Annotated in this window: 16 protein-coding genes and 1 pseudogene; 13 read left to right on the top strand and 4 right to left on the bottom strand. The window is 56.1% G+C overall.

What is annotated here, in order from left to right:
- The 9 genes and pseudogenes from ACZ6J2_RS21380 to ACZ6J2_RS21340 form a co-directional block, all read left to right on the top strand.
- Positions 1–9,215, top strand: a pseudogene (locus tag ACZ6J2_RS21380) (hemagglutinin repeat-containing protein); the annotation flags it as partial.
- A gap of 39 nt (positions 9,216–9,254) precedes the next feature.
- A complete protein-coding gene (locus ACZ6J2_RS21375) occupies positions 9,255–12,383 on the top strand; it encodes a hemagglutinin repeat-containing protein (RefSeq protein ID WP_471726614.1) in 3,129 nt (1,042 codons plus the stop codon).
- Complete coding sequence (locus ACZ6J2_RS21370; RefSeq protein WP_471726609.1) at positions 12,380–12,865, top strand: hypothetical protein; 486 nt, start codon at positions 12,380–12,382, stop codon at positions 12,863–12,865. Before ACZ6J2_RS21375 ends, ACZ6J2_RS21370 begins: the two co-directional genes overlap by 4 nt.
- A gap of 485 nt (positions 12,866–13,350) precedes the next feature.
- A complete protein-coding gene (locus ACZ6J2_RS21365) occupies positions 13,351–13,572 on the top strand; it encodes a hypothetical protein (RefSeq protein ID WP_471726608.1) in 222 nt (73 codons plus the stop codon).
- 571 nt (positions 13,573–14,143) lie between these two features.
- Entirely contained in the window at positions 14,144–14,392 is a 249-nt protein-coding gene (locus ACZ6J2_RS21360; protein ID WP_471726606.1) for a VENN motif pre-toxin domain-containing protein, read from the top strand.
- The gene (locus tag ACZ6J2_RS21355) at positions 14,389–14,637 is read left to right on the top strand and encodes a DUF4258 domain-containing protein (protein ID WP_471726605.1); all 249 of its coding nucleotides are present in this window, start codon (positions 14,389–14,391) and stop codon (positions 14,635–14,637) included. The genes ACZ6J2_RS21360 and ACZ6J2_RS21355 overlap by 4 nt, the downstream gene beginning before the upstream one ends.
- Positions 14,634–14,900: a hypothetical protein gene (locus ACZ6J2_RS21350; protein WP_094935933.1), complete on the top strand. Its 267-nt coding sequence runs from the start codon at positions 14,634–14,636 to the stop codon at positions 14,898–14,900. The genes ACZ6J2_RS21355 and ACZ6J2_RS21350 overlap by 4 nt, the downstream gene beginning before the upstream one ends.
- A gap of 485 nt (positions 14,901–15,385) precedes the next feature.
- Entirely contained in the window at positions 15,386–15,637 is a 252-nt protein-coding gene (locus ACZ6J2_RS21345; RefSeq protein WP_096150344.1) for a MafI family immunity protein, read from the top strand.
- A gap of 304 nt (positions 15,638–15,941) precedes the next feature.
- Positions 15,942–16,211, top strand: coding sequence for a contact-dependent growth inhibition system immunity protein (locus tag ACZ6J2_RS21340; protein WP_471726604.1), 270 nt, complete (start codon positions 15,942–15,944; stop codon positions 16,209–16,211).
- Positions 16,212–16,243: 32 nt separating this feature from the next.
- On the opposite strand, the gene ACZ6J2_RS21335 is transcribed toward ACZ6J2_RS21340, so the two are convergent.
- Positions 16,244–16,444 (bottom strand): hypothetical protein, encoded by a 201-nt coding sequence (locus tag ACZ6J2_RS21335; protein ID WP_471726603.1) that lies wholly within the window; start codon positions 16,442–16,444, stop codon positions 16,244–16,246.
- Here ACZ6J2_RS21335 and ACZ6J2_RS21330 point away from each other — a divergent pair.
- The 4 genes from ACZ6J2_RS21330 (at position 16,433) to ACZ6J2_RS21315 (ending at position 18,840) form a co-directional block, all read left to right on the top strand.
- The gene (locus tag ACZ6J2_RS21330; protein WP_471726602.1) at positions 16,433–16,882 is read left to right on the top strand and encodes a VENN motif pre-toxin domain-containing protein; all 450 of its coding nucleotides are present in this window, start codon (positions 16,433–16,435) and stop codon (positions 16,880–16,882) included. The genes ACZ6J2_RS21335 and ACZ6J2_RS21330 overlap by 12 nt on opposite strands.
- Positions 16,870–17,097, top strand: coding sequence for a guanyl-specific ribonuclease (locus ACZ6J2_RS21325; protein ID WP_471726612.1), 228 nt, complete (start codon positions 16,870–16,872; stop codon positions 17,095–17,097). The genes ACZ6J2_RS21330 and ACZ6J2_RS21325 overlap by 13 nt, the downstream gene beginning before the upstream one ends.
- 8 nt (positions 17,098–17,105) lie before the next feature.
- Complete coding sequence (locus ACZ6J2_RS21320; protein WP_471726601.1) at positions 17,106–17,492, top strand: barstar family protein; 387 nt, start codon at positions 17,106–17,108, stop codon at positions 17,490–17,492.
- 895 nt (positions 17,493–18,387) lie between these two features.
- Positions 18,388–18,840: a hypothetical protein gene (locus ACZ6J2_RS21315; RefSeq protein ID WP_471726600.1), complete on the top strand. Its 453-nt coding sequence runs from the start codon at positions 18,388–18,390 to the stop codon at positions 18,838–18,840.
- A 209-nt stretch (positions 18,841–19,049) separates the two neighbouring features.
- On the opposite strand, the gene ACZ6J2_RS21310 is transcribed toward ACZ6J2_RS21315, so the two are convergent.
- The 3 genes from ACZ6J2_RS21310 to ACZ6J2_RS21300 all read right to left on the bottom strand — a co-directional run bounded on the left by ACZ6J2_RS21310 (position 19,050) and on the right by ACZ6J2_RS21300 (position 23,051).
- Positions 19,050–20,120 (bottom strand): ABC transporter ATP-binding protein, encoded by a 1,071-nt coding sequence (locus ACZ6J2_RS21310; protein WP_471726599.1) that lies wholly within the window; start codon positions 20,118–20,120, stop codon positions 19,050–19,052.
- Positions 20,113–21,882, bottom strand: coding sequence for an ABC transporter permease (locus ACZ6J2_RS21305; protein WP_471726598.1), 1,770 nt, complete (start codon positions 21,880–21,882; stop codon positions 20,113–20,115). The genes ACZ6J2_RS21310 and ACZ6J2_RS21305 overlap by 8 nt, the downstream gene beginning before the upstream one ends.
- A gap of 80 nt (positions 21,883–21,962) precedes the next feature.
- A complete protein-coding gene (locus ACZ6J2_RS21300; protein WP_045355601.1) occupies positions 21,963–23,051 on the bottom strand; it encodes an ABC transporter substrate-binding protein in 1,089 nt (362 codons plus the stop codon).
- Positions 23,052–23,106: the final 55 nt, after the last annotated feature.

The following is a 23,106-nucleotide window of genomic DNA, read 5'->3' as shown; positions in this document are numbered from 1 at the left end:
TGGATACCGGCGCGCTCGGCGGAATGTATGCCAACCGTATCCGCCTGGTCTCCAGCGAGGCGGGCGTGGGGGTGAACCTCGGCAACCTCACCGCGCGCCAGGGCGATATTCAGCTGGATGCGGGCGGGAAACTGACGGTCAGGAACAGCCTCGCCAGCGGCTCGATTCGCGCGAATGGCGCGGGGGTGGCCCTCAGCGGCAGCCATCAGGCCGGTGGCGCGCTGAACGTGGCCAGCTCGCAGGATGTGGAACTGAATAACAGCACGCTCGCCAGCCAGGGCGACACCACGCTGTCCACCGGCGGCAGCCTGACGCAGCGCGGCGGCAGCATCACCAGTAAAGGCGCGCTCAGCGTGGCGGCCGGAAAGGATATCGCTCTGACCAGTACCCGCGTCGGCAGCGATACCCGCACCACGCTGACCGGCGGCGGCACGCTGTCAGCCACGGGCAGTGCGGTCTCGGCAGGAGAGAGCCTCGCGCTGAGCGGCGGGCAGCTGGTGCTGGACGGCCAGAGCCGGGCCGATGCCGCGACCGATATTCGCCTGACGGGCAGCACCGTCAGTAACCAGGGGCAGGTGAATGCGGGGCGCGACATTGCGCTCTCCGGTGACAGGGTGTCCAGCAGCGGCCTGCTGGCGGCGAAAGGCCGTCTGGACGTGAACGCCGGAGAGCTGACGAACGGCGGCACGGCGCAGGGCAGCGACGTCACCCTGAAGGGGCAGACGGTGACCAATAACGGCACCCTGCAGAGCGCCGGCAACCTGACGTTAAGCGCCGTAACCCTGGCGCAGCGGGGCACGCTGAGCGCGAAGGGGGATGCGAACGTCACGGCGCAGCAGAGCCTGCGTAACGACGGCAGCCTGCTGGCTGACGGCGCGATGAACGTGACCGCAGGCACGCTTGAGCAGAACGGCACCCTGTCCGGCGCGACGGCGCTGACGGCGCAGGCCGGCACCCTGACCAGCGGTCAGGCGTCCCGCACGACCAGCCAGGGCAATATACAGATTACCGCGACCCGCAGCGCCAGCCTGAACGGGCAGACGGACGCGGCGGGGGCGGTCACCGTCAGCGCCGGCGACCTGACCACCGGCCGGGACGCGCACCTGCAGAGCGTGCAGGGGCTCACCCTGCAGGCGCAGAATGCCGCGCTGAACGGCACCCAGGCGGCGAAAGGCGCCCTGTCGGTGACGGCGGGCACGATTACGCACGCCGGGAAATCCACCGGTGACGCGCTGAGCTTTAACGCGACCGGCGACCTGACCAGCGGCGGGGAGCTCACCGCCAGCGCCATTACTCTCAGCGGACAGAACATCCTCCAGTCCGGCGCCGCAAAAGCGGACCGCATGACCCTGACGGCCCCCGGGCGCATCACCAGCAGCGGCTCGCTGATTGCCGGTATCCTCTCCCTGGACGCTGCTTCGGTGGAGAACGGCGGGCTGCTGCAGGGGACCACCCTGCTCGGCGTGAAGACCGGGTCACTCGCGAACCTCGCGGGCGGGTCGGTCTACAGCGCGCAGGATTTAACGCTGAACATCCCGGTGCTGGCTAACAGCGGGCTTATCACAACCGACGGCACGCTGCGCGTCAAAGGCGACACGCTGACAAACCAGGGTGAAATCAACGGCGTCAGTCTGAGCAGCGACTATCTCAACCTGAGCAACAGCGGACGCCTGCTGGCGGACGAGCGGATCACGCTGAACGGCACCACGCTGGTTAACGCGGGCAATATTGCGGCCAGCGACCTGCACGTGACGGCGAACAGCCTGCAAAACCAGGGCACCGTTCAGGGGGAAGATACCCTGACGCTCGGCGTGGCAGACATCAGTAACCGTGGCGCGCTGCGCAGCAGCGGAACGCTGACGCTCAACGGCGACACGCTTGCTAACAGCGGCGAGCTCAGCGCCACCGCGCTGCTGCTGAACCTGACCCGCCAGGCCGCCAACGATGCCGACGGGCGGGTGATTGCCCGGGACGGCCTGACCCTGACTACCGCCAGCCTGACGAACGGCGGGCTGATGGCAGGTACCGACGCACAGTTCAACAGCGCGGCAGTCACTAACGGCGGCACGTTGCAGGGAACCCATTCCCTGACGGCGATGGGGGCGCAGCTCAGCAACCAGCAGTCGGGCATGCTGCTCTCCGGTGGCGCGCTCGAACTGCACCACACCACCTTAAACAACGCCGGGCTTTTGCAGGGCAAAACGCTAAACCTGGCCACCGGCGAGTGGATCAACACCGGTAACGCGCTGGGTGAAGCGGGCGTGACGGCGACGGTGACCGGCGCGCTGACCAACCGCGGTAAGGTGCTCAGCCAGCAGGCGCTGGACGTTCAGGCCGGCAATAGCGATAACCGGGGCCAGCTGCTGGCGAAAGTGCTGACCCTGCGGGGCGACCTGCAGAACAGCGGCCTGCTTCAGGGCAGCAGCACGCTGGCCTGGTCCGGCAACACCTTCGTGAACCAGACTCAGGGGCAGGTGACGGGCGGCGAGGCCCTGACCCTGAGCGGACAAGCCCTCAGCAACGCGGGCAGCCTGCAGGGGCGCAGCGCGACGCTGGATGCCGGGAGCCTGAATAACCAGGGCAGCGTTCAGGCGCTGGACGCCCTGACGCTTGCCGCGACCGGCAGGCTCGATAACACCGGCGCCCTGCTCAGCCAGAACCTGTTCACGCTGACGGCGGCGCAGCTGTTTAACGACGGCCGGCTGGCCGGGAAGTCGCTGGCGGTGAACGCCGCGCAGCTGAGCAACACCGGCATGCTGCAGGGCAACGACACGCTGGCGCTGACCACCCGCGCGCTGAGCAACGGCGCTACCGGGCAGCTGGTGAGCGGAAGTGGCCTGAATCTGTCCCTGGATACGCTCGATAACGCCGGTCTGCTGCTGGTGAACGGCGGGTTCACCCTCCGGGGCAGCGACCTGACCAACCAGGGCGATATTCAGGCGCAGGACCTGGATTTGGGTCTGGGCAACGCCCTGAGCAATACCGGGAACATCGTGGCCACCGGCGATGCCGCGCTTCACGCGACGACGCTGACCAGCAGCGGCACGGTGGCGGGCAAAACGCTGACCGCAGGCGCAGCGGAACTGCGCAACAGCGGCCTGATGCAGGGCAGCAACGCCGTTAACGCCACCGCCGATCGCTTTATCAACGAGCTGAACGGCAAATGGCTCTCCGGCGGCGGCTTCACGCTGAAGGGCGGACAGCTGACGAACGCCGGTACGCTGCAGGGCGCGACGCTGGGCATGACGGGCAGCACCCTAACGAACAGCGGCACGGTGAACGGGCTGACGGGACTCAGCGGCACGCTCGGCGGGGCGTTAACCAATGCCGGGCTGCTGCAGAGCGGCGGCACGACCGCCTTTACCGCGGACACCCTGGCGAACCCGGGGCGCATCACCGGCGGCACGCTCTCCCTGACCGCCCGCGAGATGAACAACGACGGCCTGATGCAGGGAACGAACGGCCTGGCGCTCACCGGCACCGCGCTGACCACGGGCGCGGCATCGCGCACCCTCTCCGGCGGCATGCTGACGCTGGACGCAGGCCTGCTAACCACGCAGGGCACGCTGCAGGGGAACGGCGCGGACATCCGCGCCAGCGACTGGACGCACGGCGGGTCCCTGCTCAGCCAGGGAACGCTGACGGCCGCGACCGGCGGCACGCTGACCTCGTCCGGCTCGCTGATGAGCCAGGGGCGGTCGGATATCACCGCACAGACGCTGGATAACCGCGGGCAGCTCCTCAGCGAAGGGGACGTGACGCTCGGCGGCAGCACCCTTAAAAATAGCGGCACCGTGCAGGGGAACACCCTCGCGCTTCGTCAGGACAGCATTAACAACCAGGGCACCCTGACCGGCCTGCAGAGCCTGACCGTTCAGGGGCAGCAGCGGCTGATGGCGCGCATGGCGATGACCGCGCCGCAGCAGGCGCTGATTAACGGCGCAGACGGCAGGCTTCTCACCCAGGGCACCCTGACGATAACGTCCGGTGCGGTAACCAACGCTGGAAGCTGGCAGGCACAAAACATTCTGCTTAACGCCCAGTCGCTGACCAACAGCGGCGCGGTGCAGAGCGCCGACGCGCTGCAGATGACGCTGGCCGACACGCTCACCGGGACCGCAGGCAGCAAGATTACCGCGCTGGGCAGCGCGACGCTGCAGGCTGCCACGCTGGTGAACCAGGGGCAGTGGGCGGCGAAAAACCTGACGCTGACCGGCGGCACGCTCAGCAACAGCGGCGCCATCAGCGGGGTGAATGGCCTGACCCTCAGCCAGACCGGCGCGGTCAGCCAGCAGTCGACCGGCACCCTGCTCTCCGGCGGGGCGCTGAACGTCACGGCGGCCTCCGTCACCAGCGACGGCAAAATGCAGGGGAGCACGCTCGGCATCACCACCGGGGCGCTCACCAACGGCGGACGCCTGCAGGGCGATAACGGCGCGACGCTGGCCCTCAGCGGCACGCTGACCAACAGCAGCGGGGGCGAAATCGTCAGCCGCGATGGCCTGACGCTGACCACGCCCGCGCTGTTTAACTACGGCCTGATTCAGGGCGGCGGCGAGACGCGCGTGACCGCCTCCTCGCAGGCGCGTAACGACGGCAGGCTCCTGTCCGGCGCGCGCCTGACGCTCGGCACGCCGCAGTTCACCGGCACCGGCTGGCTGCAGGCCACCGACCTGATACTCAATGCGGCAAACGCCACTAACGGCGGCACGTGGGTGGCCGACCGGGCCACGCTGACCGGCACCACCTTTGCCAGCCTGGGCACCACCCAGGCGGGACAGCTGACGGTTAACTACGGCCAGCTGAACAACAGCGGCACGCTGCTCGGCAACACGCAGCTGAATATTGGCGCAGACCAGGTAACCCAGAGCGCGGGCGGCAGGTTGCTGAGCGGCGGCAACCTGTGGCTGCAGAGCCGGGGGCTGGACCTGACCGGCCAGCTGGTCTCCCTGGGGGACTTAACGCTGCAGCTGACGAACGCGTTTACCAGCCGGACCGCCGTGGCGGCAGGCAGAACCCTGACCATCAGCAGCGGCGGCGACATCGATAACCGCAGCGTGCTGCAGGGGCAGGCGGTTAACCTCAGCGCGGGCGGGCAGCTCAGCAACAACGGACAAATCACCACCGGCGGCGGCACGAGTACGCTCTCCGGCAGCAGCGTTGCGCTGAACGCCGCGGGCGCGGTGCAGGGCGGCGGCGACATCACCGTGGCCAGCCGGAGCAACATTACCGTCGACGGCTTCACCGGCACGCGCGGCTCGCTGACCCTGAGCGCACCGGGCGCCATCGTCAACACCGCGCTGCTGTACGCGGCGAATAACCTGGCGCTTTATGCCGACAGCATCACCAACCGGCGCGGCGACATCATGGCGGGGAACAACCTGTGGATGCAGCGGGATGCGGCGGGGAATGCCAACAGCCAGGTGGTGAACACGTCGGGGAATATTGAGACGCAGAATGGGGATATTGGGATCAGGACCGGACATTTGCTGAATGAACGTGATGGATTGAATATCAGTAGCTATGAAAATAAATACTCGAATGCTTTACCTGACACGTCTAAGGCTCTGAGTCGTGTTTATTATGTGAAAGATAAGCCGGATTTTGAAATTAGCCTGGAACAATGGAAAAATAATGGAGAACAGGTTGTTTATTATTCGTGGCAAAATTGCACGGGAGCAATGAATGAACACTGTCGTAATGTAATCCAATATCGTCTGTCTGGCGAGGATACTCGGCAGTTCATTCTTAGTGAGTCCGTCGTTCAGGTTTCAGCTAACGGGAGTGCGGCCCGCATTGCCGCCGGGCGCGATATTAATATTAATGCTGGCTCAATGGAAAACAAAGCTAGCAATATCCTTGCAGGACGGGATATTGCACTCTCCGGTTCAACTTTGAATAACCTTTCCGCAGAAGGTGGACGTAAAGTTGAATATGTTGAGGCAAATTATCGTTGTGAATGGTTCTACTATGATTGTGGTAGTGATTATTGGCAACCATTGGAGAAGCTTAGTAATAACAAATGGTATTGGTGGGATGAAGATGAATTAAAATACCGCAGTTATGTACCTTATCGGTTAGGTGAACATAAGACGGAATTTACTACTGATGGAGCGACGTATCGCGCCGTCATCCAGGCGGGCGGCAACGTCACCGCAAACTTCACCAGCAACATCAGCAACACTAATACCACCGCTAACGCGGGCGGCGTCAGCAACGTTATCTCCACCCCGTCGCTGAACACCCTCAGCAACCAGACCATCGGCAGCGGTGTGCAAAAACAGGGGCTGAGCAATACCGGCACCGTGGCGGTGAACTCGCCGCAGTGGAACGATCGGCTTCAGGGTGCGCTGCAGCAGCTTAACGGCGGCGGCGCGCTGGAAAACGGCGGCGCGTCCGGCACGCCTCTCAGCAACGTTGCCACCACGCAGAAAGGTGATGCGAACCTTGGTCAGCTGGGCGCACTGGCGAACGCCGGGGTCATCACCGCCGATCTCCGAACCGCGCAGGGCGGCGCCGTCGGGCACTATCAGGGCCAGCGCGTCGACACCAGCGCTTACCCGCTGCCGTCGGGCAACAACGGCTATTTTGTCTTCTCCGACAACCCGAAAAGCCCGTACCTGATCGGCATCAACCCGAAACTGAACGGTCTCGGGCAGCTTGATCCCGCCCTGTTTGCCGATCTGAACGCGATGCTCGGGATCAAACCGTCGTCCACGGCGCCGCAGGAGACGCGGCTGGCGTTTACCGACGAGAAGCAGTTCCTCGGCTCGTCCTATATGCTCGGCCGCCTCAACCTGAACCCGGACTACGATTACCGTTTCCTCGGCGATGCGGCGTTCGATACCCGCTATGTCTCCAACGTGGTGCTCAACCAGACCGGTAACCGCTACCTGAACGGCATCGGCTCCGATCTTGATCAGATGCGCTATCTGATGGACAACGCCGCGGCGGCGCAGCAGTCGCTGGGCCTGCAGTTTGGCGTCTCGCTGACCGCCGATCAGATTGCCGCGCTCGACCATAGCCTGCTGTGGTGGGAGAAAGCCACCGTCAACGGCGAAACTGTGATGGTGCCGAAACTCTACCTGTCGCCGAAGGACGTCACTGTCAATAACGGCAGCGTGATCGCGGGCAACAACGTCACCCTGAAGGGCGGCAGCATCACCAACGGCGGCAGCTCGCTGCTGGCGAAAAACAGCCTGACGCTCGACAGCCAGAACAGCATCAGCAACCTCAGCAACGGCCTGATGAAAGCGGGCGGCGACCTGAACCTGAGCGCCATCGGCGATATCAATAACATCAGCTCCACCATCAGCGGCAAAACGGTCGCGCTGGAGAGCCTGGACGGAAGCATCAACAACCTGACGCAGGTTGAGCAGATTGATATCAACGCCGGCGGGAAGTACGGCAACATCGGCCTGAAGGACACCCTGCTGGGCAACACGGCGTCGATTACCGCGCAGGATGGCCTGTCGCTTGAGGCGGGTAAAAACATCACCGTCACCGGGGCGAACCTGGCCTCCGGCGGCGATATGCTGCTGAACGCGTGGGGCGATATTGCCGTCAACGCGAATCAGATCAACGACGCATTCAGCTCCAGCCGGGCGAAAACCAGCCGTTCCTCCGTCACATATCAGGGAAGTAACGTCACCGCGGGCGGCAATCTGCTGGTGAATGCCGGGCACAACCTTGACGTGACCGCCAGCGACCTGAAGGCGGGCGGCAGCGCGGGGCTGAGCGCGGGCAACGATCTGAACCTGAACGCGGCACAGACCAGCGAAAGCAGCCGGAAAGGGAAAAGCGAGTCCCACAGCACCGGGCTCGACCGCACCACGATTTCCGCAGGCGATAACCTGGTCCTGAAGGCCGGGCAGGATATCAACGCTCAGGCCGCCGCGCTGGCGGCGGAGAAAAACGTCGGGCTGCAGGCGGGTCGCGACGTGAATCTGGCTGCGGCAGAGACCACGCAGGGCGACAGTTATAAATCAGGCCGTAAAAAAGTGATTAACGAGTCGGTTCGCCAGTCGGGAACCGACATCACTGCGGGCGGGAATGTGACTGTTGTCGCCGGACGGGATGTAACGGCGCAGGCAGCAGATGTCTATGCCGCAGGCGATACAGCCGTGGCCGCCGGGCGGGATATCACCCTTTCCACTGCGACGGAAAGTGACTATGCGTACCGGGAGGAGAAAAAGACGTCCGGTGGGTTCCTCAGTAAGAAAACCACTCACACCATCCACGAAGAAACGCATACGCGTGAGAAAGGTACGCAGCTTTCCGGCGACAACGTTGCTCTCCGGGCTGGTAACAACCTGACGGTGCAGGGCTCGTCAGTTGCCGCTGAGCGTGATGTGGCTCTGAAGGCTGGAAATGATCTGACCGTGGAGGCAGCGACCAACACCGACACGTTCTACGACATGAAGAAGACGAAGAAATCCGGCGTTTTCTCCAGCGGGTCAGGATTGGGTATCACCATCGGGTCACAGTCTTCAAAAAGCACCCGACAGGGGGCAAATACGACGCAGAGCGATGCCCGCAGCACGGTGGGCACTGCTGGCGGCAATGTCATCATCAGCGCCGGAAATGACGTCCAGTTGAGCGCGGCAGATGTGGTTGCCGGAAGAGTGAAGGATGATTCCTCCCGCAAAACCGGCCATATCGATATTACTGGCGACAGCATCGCCATCCTTCCTGGACGGGATAAGACCACTGAGTCCATGAAGCAGGAGTCCAAATCGTCTGGCGTCACGGTCAGTGTGAAAGCGCCATTTGAAGACACTGTGCGTAACGTGCGCGATATCGTGCGTGGTAAGGGCAACAGTGGCAACAGCACCGTCGATAAAGTGAAGGGGCTGGGGGCGGAAGGCGGTGCGCTCGCGCTTGACGGACCAGGCCAGTTGATGGCCATTTCCGCAGGAAGCACCCGGTCTTCCTCTGAGTCGCACTACGAGGGCGAGTTTAACAGCGGCAGCCATCTTGCCGCCGCAGGCAATATCCAGATGACTGCCACCGGTAAACAGGGAGGCAGCAACAGCGGCAATATCCTGATTGCCGGAAGCCAGGCTAAGGCCGGTGAAACGGTGATCCTCGATGCGAAACGCGACGTTGATATCACCACCTCCACAGACAGCGAGAAATACGGCAGCAGCACTAAAAATAGCGGCTGGAATCTCTCGAGCGACCTGAGTGCCGGAAGTGCTGTTCGCGCCATCTCGGGTGGGGGTTCCCACGGCAATCAGCTCCTGCCGGGCGGGATGAGCAAGGCGGAGAGCAACAGTAGCGGCACCCGAACCACACAAAACGCGTCGGTCATTCAGGGCTCAGATATTTACGTTAACAGTCGTGACGGCAGCGTGAATATCAACGGCAGCCTGATGACCGCCACGGACGATCTTCTGCTGTCAGCCACACATGGGGATATCTCCGTTTCTGCCGGACGCGATACATCGCGCAGTGAGAGCAGCGGCAGCAGCAAATTGCTGGGAACGCTGGGCGGCGATGGTTACAGCGCCACGGCAGGCTACCGTCATGAAAAAAACAGCAGTCGGGAAGATAGCAGCCTCGAAAACGGCTTGCGCAGCCAGCTAAGCAGCAAAAACGGTAACGTTGTCGCGCAGGCCGGTAACGATCTCTCCCTGTCAGGTACGGATATCCGTGCTGGTAAATCGGTCTCACTCAGTGGCGAAAATGTCCTCATGGGGGTGAGCCGGGATACCCGTGATGGTGAAAATCACAGCAGCAGCGCCCAGTATGGTGTGACGGCATCTGCTGGCGGCTGGGCTGTTGAGGCTGCTAAAGCCGCTGAGACGGCCGCCCGCAGCGCAGAAAATGGCGATGATCCACGGCTGACCGCCATCAGAACAGGCCAGTCGGCGGCAACCGCGGCGCAGGGCGCTATGTCGGACTCGTCGCTCATCAAGGCTAAAGTGTCTTTAACGGCGGGGACGTCATCTCAGGACAGTCGTTACCACAGTACCGACACGCAGGGCACCACCATTAATGCCGGCGAGAATGTCTCTGTTCGTGCCGGAAATGACATTGCCGGTATGGGGGTACAGATCGCGGGTAAACACGTGGCGCTGGATGCGGGACGGGATATTCTGCTGTCTGCCTCCCAGAACACAACCCACTCTGAGAGTAAAAACAGCGGCAGCCAGTTCAGCGTCGGTGTCGGTGTGAGCCTGATTGGTGCGCAAAACGGCATCTCGGTGGAGCTGGGAGCGTCACAGCATAAGGGCAAGGAAAACAGCCAGTCGCAGCGCAATACGAACAGCGTTGTCCATGCTGATGAACAGCTTACGGTGAACAGCGGACGCGACACCACCCTGAAAGGTGCGGAGCTGGAAGGTAACCGTGTGGTGGTCAACACCGGGCGCGATCTCACCATCAGCAGCGTGCAGGATACGGCCAGTTATGACAGCAAGCAGTCTTCGTCAGGCGCGTCCCTCAGCCTGTGCATACCGCCGCTGTGTTATGGTGCGTCTTCCGGTAGCGTCAGTGCGTCGGGTGAGAATATCACCCAGAATGGTAAGAGCGTCGCTGAACAGAGCGGGATATTCGCAGGCAAGGGCGGCTTTGCTGTCACCACCGGAAATCATACCCAGCTTGATGGCGCGGTGATTGCATCCACGGCGTCTGCAGATAAAAATAGCCTCGACACGGGTACGCTGGGTTTCAGTAATATCCACAACGAGAGCCAGACCAGCGGCAACGGCTACACGGTGGCGCTTTCCGGCAGCGCGGGCGGCAGCGGAAACGGTGAAAACCGCAACCTGGCACCGGCCATCGGTACGGGCCAGGCAGAAGAGAGCCACACCGGCACGACCTCATCAGCGGTGAGTGGCGGTAGCATTGTCATTCGCAACCCGGCGGAACAAAAACAGGATATTGCTGACCTGAGCCGCGATACGGCTGACACCCACCACGGCGTGGACGTGAACGGTGATGTTCAGAAGGTCAGGGATAACCTGGCGGTCCAGAGCGAAGGCGCGGCGCTGGCCACTTCTGCGCTGGATGCTTATGGCAAGTATGCGGAGCAGAAAGCGCGGGAATCCAATGCGGCGCTGGGCGCGAAGCTGGCGTCAGAAGGAAAACTGCAGGGCGATACGCCGCAGGAGCAGGAAGCGTTCCTGAAGACGCAGCCCGGATATCAGAATACCGAGTACGGTCCGGGAAGTGCCTTCTGGACGAAGGGCAGCGCAGCGGCGGGATTACTGGCAGGTGCGCTTGGCGGTAACCTGAAGGCAGGCGCGGCAGCAGGAGCGGCCCCTCTGCTGGCGACCCTGGTCAAGGAGCAGAAAGACCCGACAGCCCGTGCCGCGCTGCACGGTATTGTGGCGGCGGCGCTGACGCAGCTGAGTGGCGGGAGCAGTGCGGATGGCCTGAAGGCCGGTGCCATTGGAGCCATTACGGCCTCGGCGATGACCGACCATCTGGTCAGCGCGCTGTATGGAGATAAAAAATCCAGTGACCTGACGGCAGAGGAGAAACGGCTGGTCAGTAGCCTCGTGAGTATCGCGGGTGGTCTGGCGGGCGCTGCGGTGACGGACGGCAGTGTCTCCATGGCGGCGATGGCGTCGGAAACGGCGAAGGTGGAGGTTGAGAATAACTCGCTGGGTGATGTACTGGACGCGGTATCTCAGAATAAGACACCTCAGCAGGTAGCGAAAGAACGCGTCGAAGCAGAAAACGAGCGTTACAAGAAGGAAAACTGTGCCGGGATGAGCGCGGAAGCGTGCTCGGTGAAGATGTATACCCAACGTCAGGCAGAACTGAAAGATATCCTGTTGACGGGCGCAGATTTTGTGCCAGTGGTCGGGGATATCAAAAGTTTTGCGGAAGCAAACAGTGCACTTGATTATCTTGCTGCGGCCATCGGCATCATACCAGGTGCTGGCGATGTTGCTGGTAAGGCCATCAAAGGTGCGGAAAAAGCGCTGAAAGCTGGGGATCTTGAAACAGCATCGAAGTTGCTCAACAAGGCCAGTGATGAAATTTCTGGATATCTCCCTGGCCCTGGAAAAATATCTGTACCATCTTCAGGTGTTGGTGCTAGTGCCAAATTATCGGTAACTAACGCACAGGTTGGTAAAAAACTTGGTAAACATGTTGAGGATTTTGGTGGGAATGCATCAAATGCGGCCGATCGAGAACGTGTTTTAAATATTATAAATGATATAGGTACTAATCCAGATAAAGTTGTTGCAGGGAAATTTGCTGGGCAAGGAACTGAAGCCGGAGCGAGTCGTGGTGATGTATTCTTCAGAATAAAAGGAAACGACGTCGTTGTTACTAAACCTGATGGTAGCTTTGTTACCATCCTTAAAGATGGTGTAATAAATAATACATCAGTTAAAAATGCGCTGAAGGGGGCACCGCAATGATGCGTAATTTCGAGCGGTATCAAGAGCTGGCACGTAATGTCGTGGGACAAAAACTTCAGAGTGTCAATGGCCTAATATATGTTTATGACGCTCCAGATTTAGGGAGTCCTCAACAACTTCAACTTGTTTTTTGCGATACATATCAAAATATTGTATGTAGATGCGGACTGGATGGGGCTTCACTTGAACTGATTGATTCACCAATGCAAGAAAAGGATCTCGGAGAGTATGGCAAAGAAGTAATCATGGATTTGTCAAATTCATATTTGTTTCAGAAGGCCTTTGGAAAGATACTCTTAAAATTTTACGTGATCTGCTCTGAAATTGAGCAACAAATAATTGGTGTAAAGTTAGTTTTTGATGAAGGATTTAAGTTAGTAATCATTAATCTTGGGGATGAAATTAAAGTTTTTAATTCTCTGTTAAGAGAATATGAGCGAGACGAAAAAATCAATTACATTGATGTTCTATCTGTATCTTAAAAACAGCCCAGACATTATTGTTATGAACTGCGCATAATCGCCCTTGTGTTATGCTGAACTGCCGCAGGCAATTTACTCACTGGACTCTTTACCGGGGCGGTAGCGTGTCCAGACGAAAAAGGCGCGTCAGGGTAAAAAGTTGCCAGTCCGAGAAAGCAGCAGAAAAAATCGGTTGTATCTTGCTGAAGTAAGTTGGAAATAGGATTCAGTACAGCAATCCACATCAGAGAGAGTTGTTGTTGAAAATAACTCGCTCAGCGAAGCCGCTGATCATCTGGCAACGAGTAAAATGCCGGAGGACGGATACAAAAACCTGCAGCAGTAACTATATTGTGCCTGGAAATCCTGCTGACTCAGCTCTTGGGCTAGGTACAAATAGTTATTGAAATGTTCAGATTTCGTCTCGAGAATAAAACAAAAAAATCGAATAAGTGCAGTAGTGAATAATGGATAATACAGTATAGTAGTTAGCGGAGCCACCAAACATGGCTGTTATTGCAAATAGAAAAATTATTACCTCAGGAGAGTGGATAGCTTATCTTTCACATGACAGTGACGACGGGGATTGGCAATTCCATGTGATTAGTTCTGATTCAGTTAATGAAAATGATGCTGTTTTAGTTAGCCTGCAAGAGATAGTTAACATTGACCATTCTATTACTATATTAGCAGACCTCCCTTTAGGGGGGGCGGAACTCAAAAGATGATGATTGGAAAAGAGCCGTTATAAGTGAGTGATTATATTTGGTCCCGCCCATCGTTGGCGGGATTTTTGGCTCCGCAACTCTTTCCGAAAAATATTGAATAACCAGGTGTTGATGGAAGAACTATGGTTAAGGATATGCGATGCAATGAGGTGACAAGCTTTAAGGTACATTTCACTGGATGTGAATCACCGTACTTTGACTGTCTTTAGGGAAGTCAGCACAGAGCTAAGTCGCGGCGCTGGGCGCGAAGCTGGCGTCAGAAGGAAAACTGCAGGGCGATAAGCCGCAGGAGCAGGAAGCATTCCTGAAGACACAGCCTGGATACCAGAATACTGAGTATGGTCCGGGGAGTGACTTCTGGACGAAGGGCAGTGCAGCGGCGGGATTACTGGCAGGTGCGCTTGGCGGTAACCTGAAGGCAGGCGCGGCAGCGGGGGCGGCCCCTCTGCTGGCGACCCTGGTCAAGGAGCAGAAAGACCCGACAGCCCGTGCCGCGCTGCACGGTATTGTGGCGGCGGCGCTGACGCAGCTGAGTGGCGGGAGCACAGCGGATGGCCTGAAGGCGGGTGCCATGGGCGCCATCACGGCCTCGGCGATGACCGGGCATCTGGTCAGCGCCCTGTACGGAGATAAAAAATCCAGTGACCTGACAGCGGATGAGAAACGGCTGGTCAGTAACCTGGTGAGTATCGCGGGAGGTCTGGCGGGTGCTGCGGTGACGGACGGCAGTGTCTCCATGGCGGCGATGGCGTCGGAAACGGCGAAGGTGGAGGCTCCAGAGGTGCTTACAATCCTACAGGTAGAAGTAGTAATCCCATGAATACCAAAGGTTCTAATTCACCTGCGGTAATTGGTGAGCGAGCATATTCAGCTCGTGCTGTTGATCGTATGCAGGGGCGTGGCGTCCCGCCTTCAGCAGTAGAAAATACAATAAAGACAGGAAACATTTATCCGACAAAACCTGGAACTACGGGATACTACGATGCAACCAACAATCTTCGGGTAATAATTAACACTAATACAGGCGATGTTGTAACTGTAATTCCGGGAGCACCTACGAAATGAATGATCGATTTTTATATGAGCAAGTTAGATCTGTTCTATTACAAGAATGGGATCCTATAGGTATCAATGATCTCATTGAGGCCAGTGATGAATATGATGCATATGTACAACCTATTTGTGAGATGTTATACGCGGGAAAAGAAATCGAAGATATTTATCAATATTTACATTGGGTTGCTACGGATCATATGTGTTTGAATGGAGATAGTGATTTGGATCGTATAATTGCTGAAAAGTTATTTTATTTGCCAAAAACTCACTAAGATAATAGATCCCGTCCACCGGGCCGGGATCTTCTTTTAGCCGTCAGGCTCACCTAAAATACCCGTCCCGGCCCCTAGTCACCAGCACATCGCCGATATCGTTCAGCACTCCCGCTGCACCAAGCTGGGTTTCAGTAATCTCCACAACGGTTGCCAGACCAGCGGCAACAGCTATACGGTGGCGCTTTCCAGCTGCGCGGATGGCAGAGGAAACGGTGAAAACCGCAACCTGGCACCGGCCATCGGTACGGGCCAGGCAGAAGACATTGCTACCTCCCCCGATACCCAATGGTTTGCTCAGACCGGAACTGGTGGGGCGTATACAAACGCAGGAAGGCCGGCAAGGTGGGTTGCTTGGGAAGAACGAGATGGTGTCAGAGTTCGTGTGCTATACGAGCCCGCTAGTGGGAAAATTGTAACAGCGTTTCCGGATAGTAATCCGACTCCTCCAACTTTAAAACCTATTAAAAAATAGTGTGGGTGAAATGGATATTAACGACGAAATTAGAGAATTTGGTGAAGGATTAAAAAGTCGTCTGGATCCTTCATTAGTTGACTTTGCCCTTGGTTATCTTGGGTTTTCAGAGAATGTATTAGCATTCGAAACGCTATGTGATCATATTGCTGATCATGATGTTGTGATCAGTAAAGATGAGTACACGCAAGTGCTTAAAATAGCTACTGATCTTGGTCTGGAAATTGATAGTAGGTATACATATATAAATCCAGAAAAATAACCGCTAAAACGTACAAATGCTCCCAACACCAACGTCAGGAGCATTTTTAAAAAGAGTTAGAAATGCGCAAAGGAAAGATTTCGTGCCGCAAGAAAGCGGATGTAACTAACTTTATGCAGCGATACAGACGCGCTAAGAAGTCAAATGCAAAAGTATGGATAATTTACTGAGCAGGATCTACGTTTCCTGTAAGAATTTAGACGTTAATTTCCGATTAGACAGGCGATTCTACTTTAGGTAAATTCTGCTAGTGATCCCAGTTCTAGAGCCGAGAATTGTTTACCAGCCATCAAGGCGATTAAAAGTGGAAGATCTTTGTCGCGCTATTCGACAAAAATTATGTATTGATCAGTTGATACCGAAAGTGTTGGAAGTTCTGACTGAAAATCCGTTGGCGGGTGAATATTACGATGGCGAACTAATTGCTGCCTTATCAACGATAAAAGGAGAAGATCTAAAAGATCAGAAACGTACTTTTATCCAAATAAGGAAGCTCATAAACCAGCTAGCACATTCAAGCGTTAACAATAAGTTAAGAAAAGATATATTAAGAATAAATCAAATAATCATATAACGAATCCCGGCCACTGTGCCTGGATCGCTTAATCAGCCGTTAAGTTTACCCGCAATGCGGCGCTGGGCGCGAAGCTGGCGACTCTGGTCAAGGAGCAGAAAGACCCGACAGCCCGTGCCGCGCTGCACGGTATTGTGGCGGCGGCGCTGACGCAGCTGAGTGGCGGGAGCACAGCGGATGGCCTGAAGGCTGGTGCCATTGGAGCCATTACGGCCTCGGTGATGACCGGGCATCTGGTCAGTACGCTGTATGGAGATAAAAAATCCAGTGACCTGACGGCAGAGGAGAAACGGCTGGTCAGTAGCCTCGTGAGTATCGCGGGAGGTCTGGCGGGCGCTGCGGCGACGGCGTCGGAAACGGCGAAGGTGGAAGTTGAGAATAACTCGCTGAGTCCTGGCCATGACGAGGAAGAGCTTGAAAAAAAGCACGGCGACCGGTTGCCAAAAGTTCATAACATTGCCAGGCCCGGGGTGTTGTTTGACGAAGATGGCAAGCCGCTTCCTGGAACTGCTGGTCTTGGCATTGGGGCAGTTCCTATTAAAAATGGCGGTGGGGTTGCAAAGGGAGCACAGGAAGCTACTCGATTTATTGACGGAATGAGAATTGTTGATCAAAAAACAGGTCAAATTTTCCAAGGGAAAATTGATCTCGGGCCAACCTGGAACGTATAGCGTCTGGCGGATCCTTCCCACACAGAAACGATGGTTCTGTTTATCAAAATCGCTCAGGTGCTCTCCCACAAAAAACGGTAGGATATTACACTGAATATGTGCACCCAACTAATGGCATCGCGGGGCCTGGGCCTCAGCGAATTGTTGTAGGAAAAGGTGGTAAAATGTTTTATACGCCAGATCACTATAAGACCTATATCCCAATTAAAAAATAAGGTTTAAAATGCTTCCATTCATCTTTGTAGAGAAATTTCCCTTGTACGATACTGCAGAAGTATTTGTCGTGCGAATAGACTCGACTATTGAACTTACGGAGGAGTTTTTGAAGTCTTTGTATTATTTATTATGGTTTCCTGGATACTTTGGTTTTAATTGGGATGCGTTGTATGACTGCTTGTGTGATCTTAGTTGGCTACCATGCAGAAAAATCGTGCTTCTACATGATTTCCTACCTCAAATACCAAAAGTTGATTTGCAGATCTACCTTGAGATTTTGAGGGATTCTGTTCTTGATTGGATAAATGATGAGGAGCATGAATTGGAAGTCGTGTTTCTCGCCTCTGACCGATCGTTGATTGAAAGTTTGATTATGTTAAAAAAAATGGACTAGCATTGTGCTCGTCATAAATGCCTATCAGCGAAAAAGTTGCAGTGGCAGATATAACTTGGCTAAGAATAACTGTAAATATTAGATTGTAAAGAGAAATGGTAGGGGTATAGGAAAGCGTTGTCGTTGAGAATAATGCGCTGAGTCAGGATAAGCCCGGCATCTTCGATATTAATCCGATGCTGCAAATGCTGATGGCGAACCGCTGAAAGGTGGTGGTGACGGGATAGCCAAAGATGGTAAATCTAAAGATACACAGATTTGGACAGATACCAAGAAGTTAAAGCCTGTAATTAATGCTTATGGGCACTGGACAAAAAATGGAAAGGAGTTTCCGGAGTATCAGAATGCTAAATTATATTCGGAAGCCAATCAGATTTTTGTAAATAATCCACCAGCAGGAGCGCTTACAACAACACGTAAAAACGGTGATATGATTGATTACAACTAGTCATCTAGTACTTTTGCCGTAAAAAATATGACGGTATACCAAAATCAATGTTTATGCCGGATTAGAAAGATCATGGTTGTCTAAAAAATTTGGACTATTTCAATGCAAAAAAATAACGAGCTATATATTTGTCGTATATGTGGTTCTGAACAGTTAGAAGCTCCCTAGAGTGAGGATGGAGAATCACCAACATACGATATATGTGATTGTTGTGGAGTGGGGTTTGGTTATGAGGATTAAACCTTACAGGGCATTAAGATGTACCGGTCGAAATGGCTAGATAATGGTGCCAAGTGGTACCATAAAAAATCTGAGCCTGAGAGCTGGTCCTTAGAAGAGCAGTTATCCCATATACAAGTTAAATATCTATAACCTAAATCACGGACTTAGCGCCAGGATCTTCTTGGGAAGTTTCGCGATCTCTGATAAATATCTGGGGTTAAAATAATGTTTCCGATAGATAAGAAAGAAACTATCTTGTTGGACTTCATTGGTTCTCTTGGAAGACTGGAGTGGTTACATTATCAGAGCCGTATTGAAGATGAATGGATAAATGACCATTTTGAAAAAATTGATCGCTCTAAGTACCCTCCTTATACCAGTTTTCGTTTTGAAAAAGAGGTTCTAGAAGTTATTACCTTACTGGAAGATGCGATTCAATCATATAAAGGTAAAGTTGAGTGGTGTATGACCCATCATCCGAAAGAGTATGGTACTGGTGTTAATCATCGTATTTTGCCTACATTTGTTAAGAATCTCAGAGTCAGTGAAGGTATGGAAGATGTTAACGAGTATATCGAAAACCATTATCCTGATTTTGGCCCAATCGCCTATGAAGATCTTGTTGGACTGACGGAGCATGTTCAATCTGTTTTCAAAAATGCTGGATATAATGCATAAATTTTCTTTATATGCTCTGTAATAACATTTTGATATGGAGCCTTAACCCGTTATGTATAGGGACGGAAAGAAGAGTCAGGTGAATATTTAAGTCGGAATGCATTAACAATAATGGCTAGCGCCACCAATCCTGGCATCTGTGCATTTCTTTGTTTTGTAGACCCGGTAAGCGAAGCGCCACCGGGCCATGGCAGATTAATATTGACTCATCACCCTTTCGGGAACACCCACACACACTTCTCAGGCAGCGAAAGATGGCAGTGCTGCGGATCCCGAACCTCATGCCCATACGCACGAATGACAAAATCATCTCCCACCGTGCGGAACAGGTACTCCCAGCGGTCGCCGAGATACATGCTGGTGAGCAGCGGCAGCTCAAGCTGATTTTCCCCTGGTCCCTCGACCACCGCCACGCGCTCGACGCGGATCACAGCCGTCGCTTCTTCACCGCTCTTCACCCCTTCGCCCGCCTGACCCCAAAGCACCCAGCCTTTCCCCTCGATACGTGCTTTGCCGTCGCGCACTTCGGTGACCTTGCCGTGCAGGCGGTTATTGCTGCCCATAAACTCGGCGGTAAATAGCGTCTTCGGCGAACCGTACATCTCCTGCGGCGTGCCCTGTTGCTCAATTTTGCCGTTGTTGAGCAGCAGGATGCGGTCGGAAATGGACATTGCCTCGTTCTGGTCGTGCGTCACCATCAGTGCCGATAGCCCGAGCTTAATAATCAGCTCGCGCAGGAACACGCGGGCCTCTTCGCGCAGCTTGGCGTCGAGGTTGGAAAGCGGCTCGTCCAGCAAAATTACCGGCGGGTTGTACACCAGCGCCCGGCCAATCGCCACGCGCTGCTGCTGCCCACCGGAGAGCTGGTGCGGGTGACGTTTGCCAAGATGGCCCAGACCCAGCTGGTCCAGCACGCCCTGTACGCGTTGCTGGATCTCTTTGGTCGGGACTTTGCGCAGCTTGAGCGGATAGGCCACGTTCTCAAACACGGTTTTGTGCGGCCACAGGGCATAGGACTGGAACACAAGCCCCAGGTTACGCTCTTCCGCCGGGACCTCGCTGCGCGGCGTGCCGTCGTAAACTTTATTGTTGCCAATGACAATCGACCCCTGCGTCGGTTTTTCCAGACCCGCGACGGCACGCAGCAGGGTGGTTTTACCGCTGCCGGAGGGGCCTAGCAGGGAGACCACTTCGCCGCGCTTCAGGTTCATGGAGACACCTTTTAAAACAGGATTGTCGCCGTAGGTTAAGTGCAGATCGTCAACCGCTAATTCAATCATGTATTTTCACTCCGAAACGAAGGGCAATGCCCAGACCTACCACGACCAGCAGGATGTTAATGAAAGAGAGCGCCGCCACGATATCGATGGCACCCGCGGCCCAGAGGGAAACCAGCATCGAGCCGATGGTCTCCGTGCCGGGTGAAAGCAGGTACACACCCGTTGAATATTCGCGCTCAAAGATCAGGAACATCAGCAGCCACGAACCGATAAGACCGTAGCGGGAGAGCGGGATGGTGACGTGGCGGGTGATCTGCCCGCGCGTCGCCCCGGTGCTGCGCGCCGCCTCTTCAAGCTCCGGCCCCACCTGCAGCAGCGTGGAAGAGATAAGCCTCAGCCCGTAAGCCATCCACACCACGGTATAGGCCAGCCAGACGCTGAAAATGGTGCTGCGCAGCGAACGCAGCCAGACGATGACGTTTTCACGCATCCAGTCGGTCCAGGCGAACCCGGAAAGCCAGCCGGATTTCAGCGAGTTATCCAGCCACATCGGCAGGAACAAGAACACCCACAGGAACGCCAGACCCGCCAGCAGGCCAGGCACGGCGCGCGGCACCAGCACGCTGTAGTCCAGAAAACGCGTGGTGTTGTCCGGCTTGCGGTGCATGGCAATGCCGACAAACAGGTAGCACACCACGGCCAGCGCGCCGCCAATCACGCCAATCGCCATGGAGTTGACGATGGCGCGCAGCAGGTTGGGCTGCGCCCAGATGGTGCGGAAGGTGTTCAGAGAAAGCTCGTCCCACAGCGAAACGCCCACGCCCCAGTTGGAGATAAACGCGCGTAATACCACGCCGAGCAGCGGAACGCCGATGGTGACGGTAAGCCAGAAGGCAATCACTCCGCCAGCCACCCAGCGCCATTTACCCAGCGGTAGCGCGCGGGCCTGCGAAGCCTTGCCCTTCATGGTGACGAAGCGGTTGGCGGTGCGCATCAGGCGACGCTGGAGCATCACCAGCGGAATGGTTATGCAGATCAGCACCACGGCAACTGCCGCCATCAGGTTATAGGATGGGGTGCCCATCTTGTTCGTCAGCTTATAGAGATAGGTTGCCAGCACCATGTTGCCTTCCGGGTCGCCGAGGACCAGCATCAGGCCGAACACTTCCAGCCCGAGGAAGAACAGCAGCACGGTGGCGTACAGAATGGACGGGCGCACCATCGGCAGGCTGACGGAGGTCATCACCTGCCAGGGCGACGCCCCCGCGGTGCGCGCGGCTTCTTCCACATCGGAGCCCACGCTGCGCAGCGCAGACGAGATATACAGATAGGCGTGCGGGACGTGCGTCAGGCCGGCGATGACCACAATGCTCGACATGTCGTAGATATTCCACGGCACAAAGCCAATCAGCGCCTGAGCCCATTGGGAGAGAAAGCCTACCGGACCGGCGGCCACCACGTAGCCAAAGCCCAGCACCATCGGTGAAACGAAGATCGGGACCAGGATCAGCGGCTCAATCAGCCGGCGGCCGGGCAGGTCGGTACGCACCATCAGAAACGCCAGCACGCCGCCCAGCGGGATGGAAATAAAGACCAGCCCGAAAGCAAGAATAAAGCCGCTTTTCAGGGCCTTATAAAAATCAGGGTCGGTGAAAATAAATTCAAATGATTCAAAGCTCCACTCTTTTGACGGCGAAAAGAACGGGGCGGACAGGAAGCTCTGTATCACGATAAACGACAGCGGGGTGTAGATAACCAGGGCGGTTATCAGCACGACGATGCTTCGCGGCAGGCTTTGCCACTTTCTGCGTAATGTATTCATGGGGTATCCCTGGTGTTGCAGCCCAGAAAAACGAACTCAGTCGATAAGGGAGCGCGGCGGCCTGCGCCGCGCTCAGACGCTTATTTACCGGCGGCGGTACGCCACTCTTTGATGTACTCCAGGCGTTTTTTCGGCTGCAGGTATTCCAGCAGCGTTTCATCAACCGGAATTGGCTTCAGCGCGTTGCCCAGGATTTTGGTCAGGCCGTCGATATCATTTTTCCCTTCGATATCGTTACGAATGGAGGGAATATCCGCCTGACTGGCCAGAATACTTTGCCCTTGCTCAGACAGCACATAGTCAAGCCACAGCTTCGCGGCGTTGCTGTTTTGCGATTGCTGGCTGATGAACGACACGCGCGACAGCACCAGGGTGTAATCTTTTGGATAGGAGATGCCGAGCGACGGATCGTTCTTCGCGCGCGCTTCCGCGTAGGAACCGAGGATGTTGAAGCCGATCAGGTTTTCACCGGAGGAGACCCGCTCCATCATGGTGCCGGTAGACGACTGCACCGATAAGCCACCTTTGGCGACGTCGGCCAGGGTTTTAAAGTAATTAGGATCGGCGTTGTGATCCTGAACCGAGAGCATAAAGCCCAGACCCGATTTTTCGATGTCGTAGGTGGTGACTTTGCCCTTGAATTTGTCCGTCTGGCTGGCAATCAGCTTCGCCAGCGCGGCGTGAGAATCCGGCACGTCGCCGGCCGGGATCAGGCGCTTGTTGTAGATAAAGACCACCGGTTCATAGGTGGTGCCGTAAGCCTTATCCTTCCAGACCGCCCATTTCGGCAGCTGGCTTTGCTCCGGCGATTTATACTCCATGGCGTAGTCGGTGGCGAGCTTCAGGCCGGTGTCCATAGAGGAGCTCCAGACCACGTCGCCGCTCACGCCACCGGAGGCCTGTTCGCTGATGAAGCGGTTGTACAGCTCGGTGCTGTTCATGTCGTTGTATTCGACTTTAATGCCCGGGTAGGTTTTTTCGAAGCCCTGGATCAGCGGTCCGGCGGCCTTGATGTCGGTGGTGGAGTAAATAACAACCTTGCCCTCTTTCGTTGCGGCATCAACAACTTTTTGATACTCAGCAGGATACCCCTGCGGCAGGGCAGAGAGTGCAGAAGCAGAGAACAGTACAGTAGCGGTAAGCAGAGAAATTCGGAACGTGTTCGACATTATAGTTAACCTTTTAGTTACATTTGAGGAACTAATTGTCAACATAGCGTATCGG

Source organism: Enterobacter sp. E14S (assembly GCF_055666685.1).
This window is presented reverse-complemented; position numbering and strand designations above follow the sequence as displayed.

What these genes read in the sequence shown, in the direction of transcription:
- ACZ6J2_RS21375 (WP_471726614.1), top strand. Translation starts at nt 9,255, where the DNA reads ATGAGCAAGGCGGAGAGCAACAGTAGCGGCACCCGAACCACACAAAAC.
- ACZ6J2_RS21370 (WP_471726609.1), top strand. Translation starts at nt 12,380, where the DNA reads ATGATGCGTAATTTCGAGCGGTATCAAGAGCTGGCACGTAATGTCGTG.
- ACZ6J2_RS21365 (WP_471726608.1), top strand. Translation starts at nt 13,351, where the DNA reads ATGGCTGTTATTGCAAATAGAAAAATTATTACCTCAGGAGAGTGGATA.
- ACZ6J2_RS21360 (WP_471726606.1), top strand. Translation starts at nt 14,144, where the DNA reads ATGGGCGCCATCACGGCCTCGGCGATGACCGGGCATCTGGTCAGCGCC.
- ACZ6J2_RS21355 (WP_471726605.1), top strand. Translation starts at nt 14,389, where the DNA reads ATGAATACCAAAGGTTCTAATTCACCTGCGGTAATTGGTGAGCGAGCA.
- ACZ6J2_RS21350 (WP_094935933.1), top strand. Translation starts at nt 14,634, where the DNA reads ATGAATGATCGATTTTTATATGAGCAAGTTAGATCTGTTCTATTACAA.
- ACZ6J2_RS21345 (WP_096150344.1), top strand. Translation starts at nt 15,386, where the DNA reads ATGGATATTAACGACGAAATTAGAGAATTTGGTGAAGGATTAAAAAGT.
- ACZ6J2_RS21330 (WP_471726602.1), top strand. Translation starts at nt 16,433, where the DNA reads ATGACCGGGCATCTGGTCAGTACGCTGTATGGAGATAAAAAATCCAGT.
- ACZ6J2_RS21335 (WP_471726603.1), bottom strand. Translation starts at nt 16,444, where the DNA reads ATGCCCGGTCATCACCGAGGCCGTAATGGCTCCAATGGCACCAGCCTT.
- ACZ6J2_RS21320 (WP_471726601.1), top strand. Translation starts at nt 17,106, where the DNA reads ATGCTTCCATTCATCTTTGTAGAGAAATTTCCCTTGTACGATACTGCA.
- ACZ6J2_RS21315 (WP_471726600.1), top strand. Translation starts at nt 18,388, where the DNA reads ATGTTTCCGATAGATAAGAAAGAAACTATCTTGTTGGACTTCATTGGT.
- ACZ6J2_RS21310 (WP_471726599.1), bottom strand. Translation starts at nt 20,120, where the DNA reads ATGATTGAATTAGCGGTTGACGATCTGCACTTAACCTACGGCGACAAT.
- ACZ6J2_RS21305 (WP_471726598.1), bottom strand. Translation starts at nt 21,882, where the DNA reads ATGAATACATTACGCAGAAAGTGGCAAAGCCTGCCGCGAAGCATCGTC.
- ACZ6J2_RS21300 (WP_045355601.1), bottom strand. Translation starts at nt 23,051, where the DNA reads ATGTCGAACACGTTCCGAATTTCTCTGCTTACCGCTACTGTACTGTTC.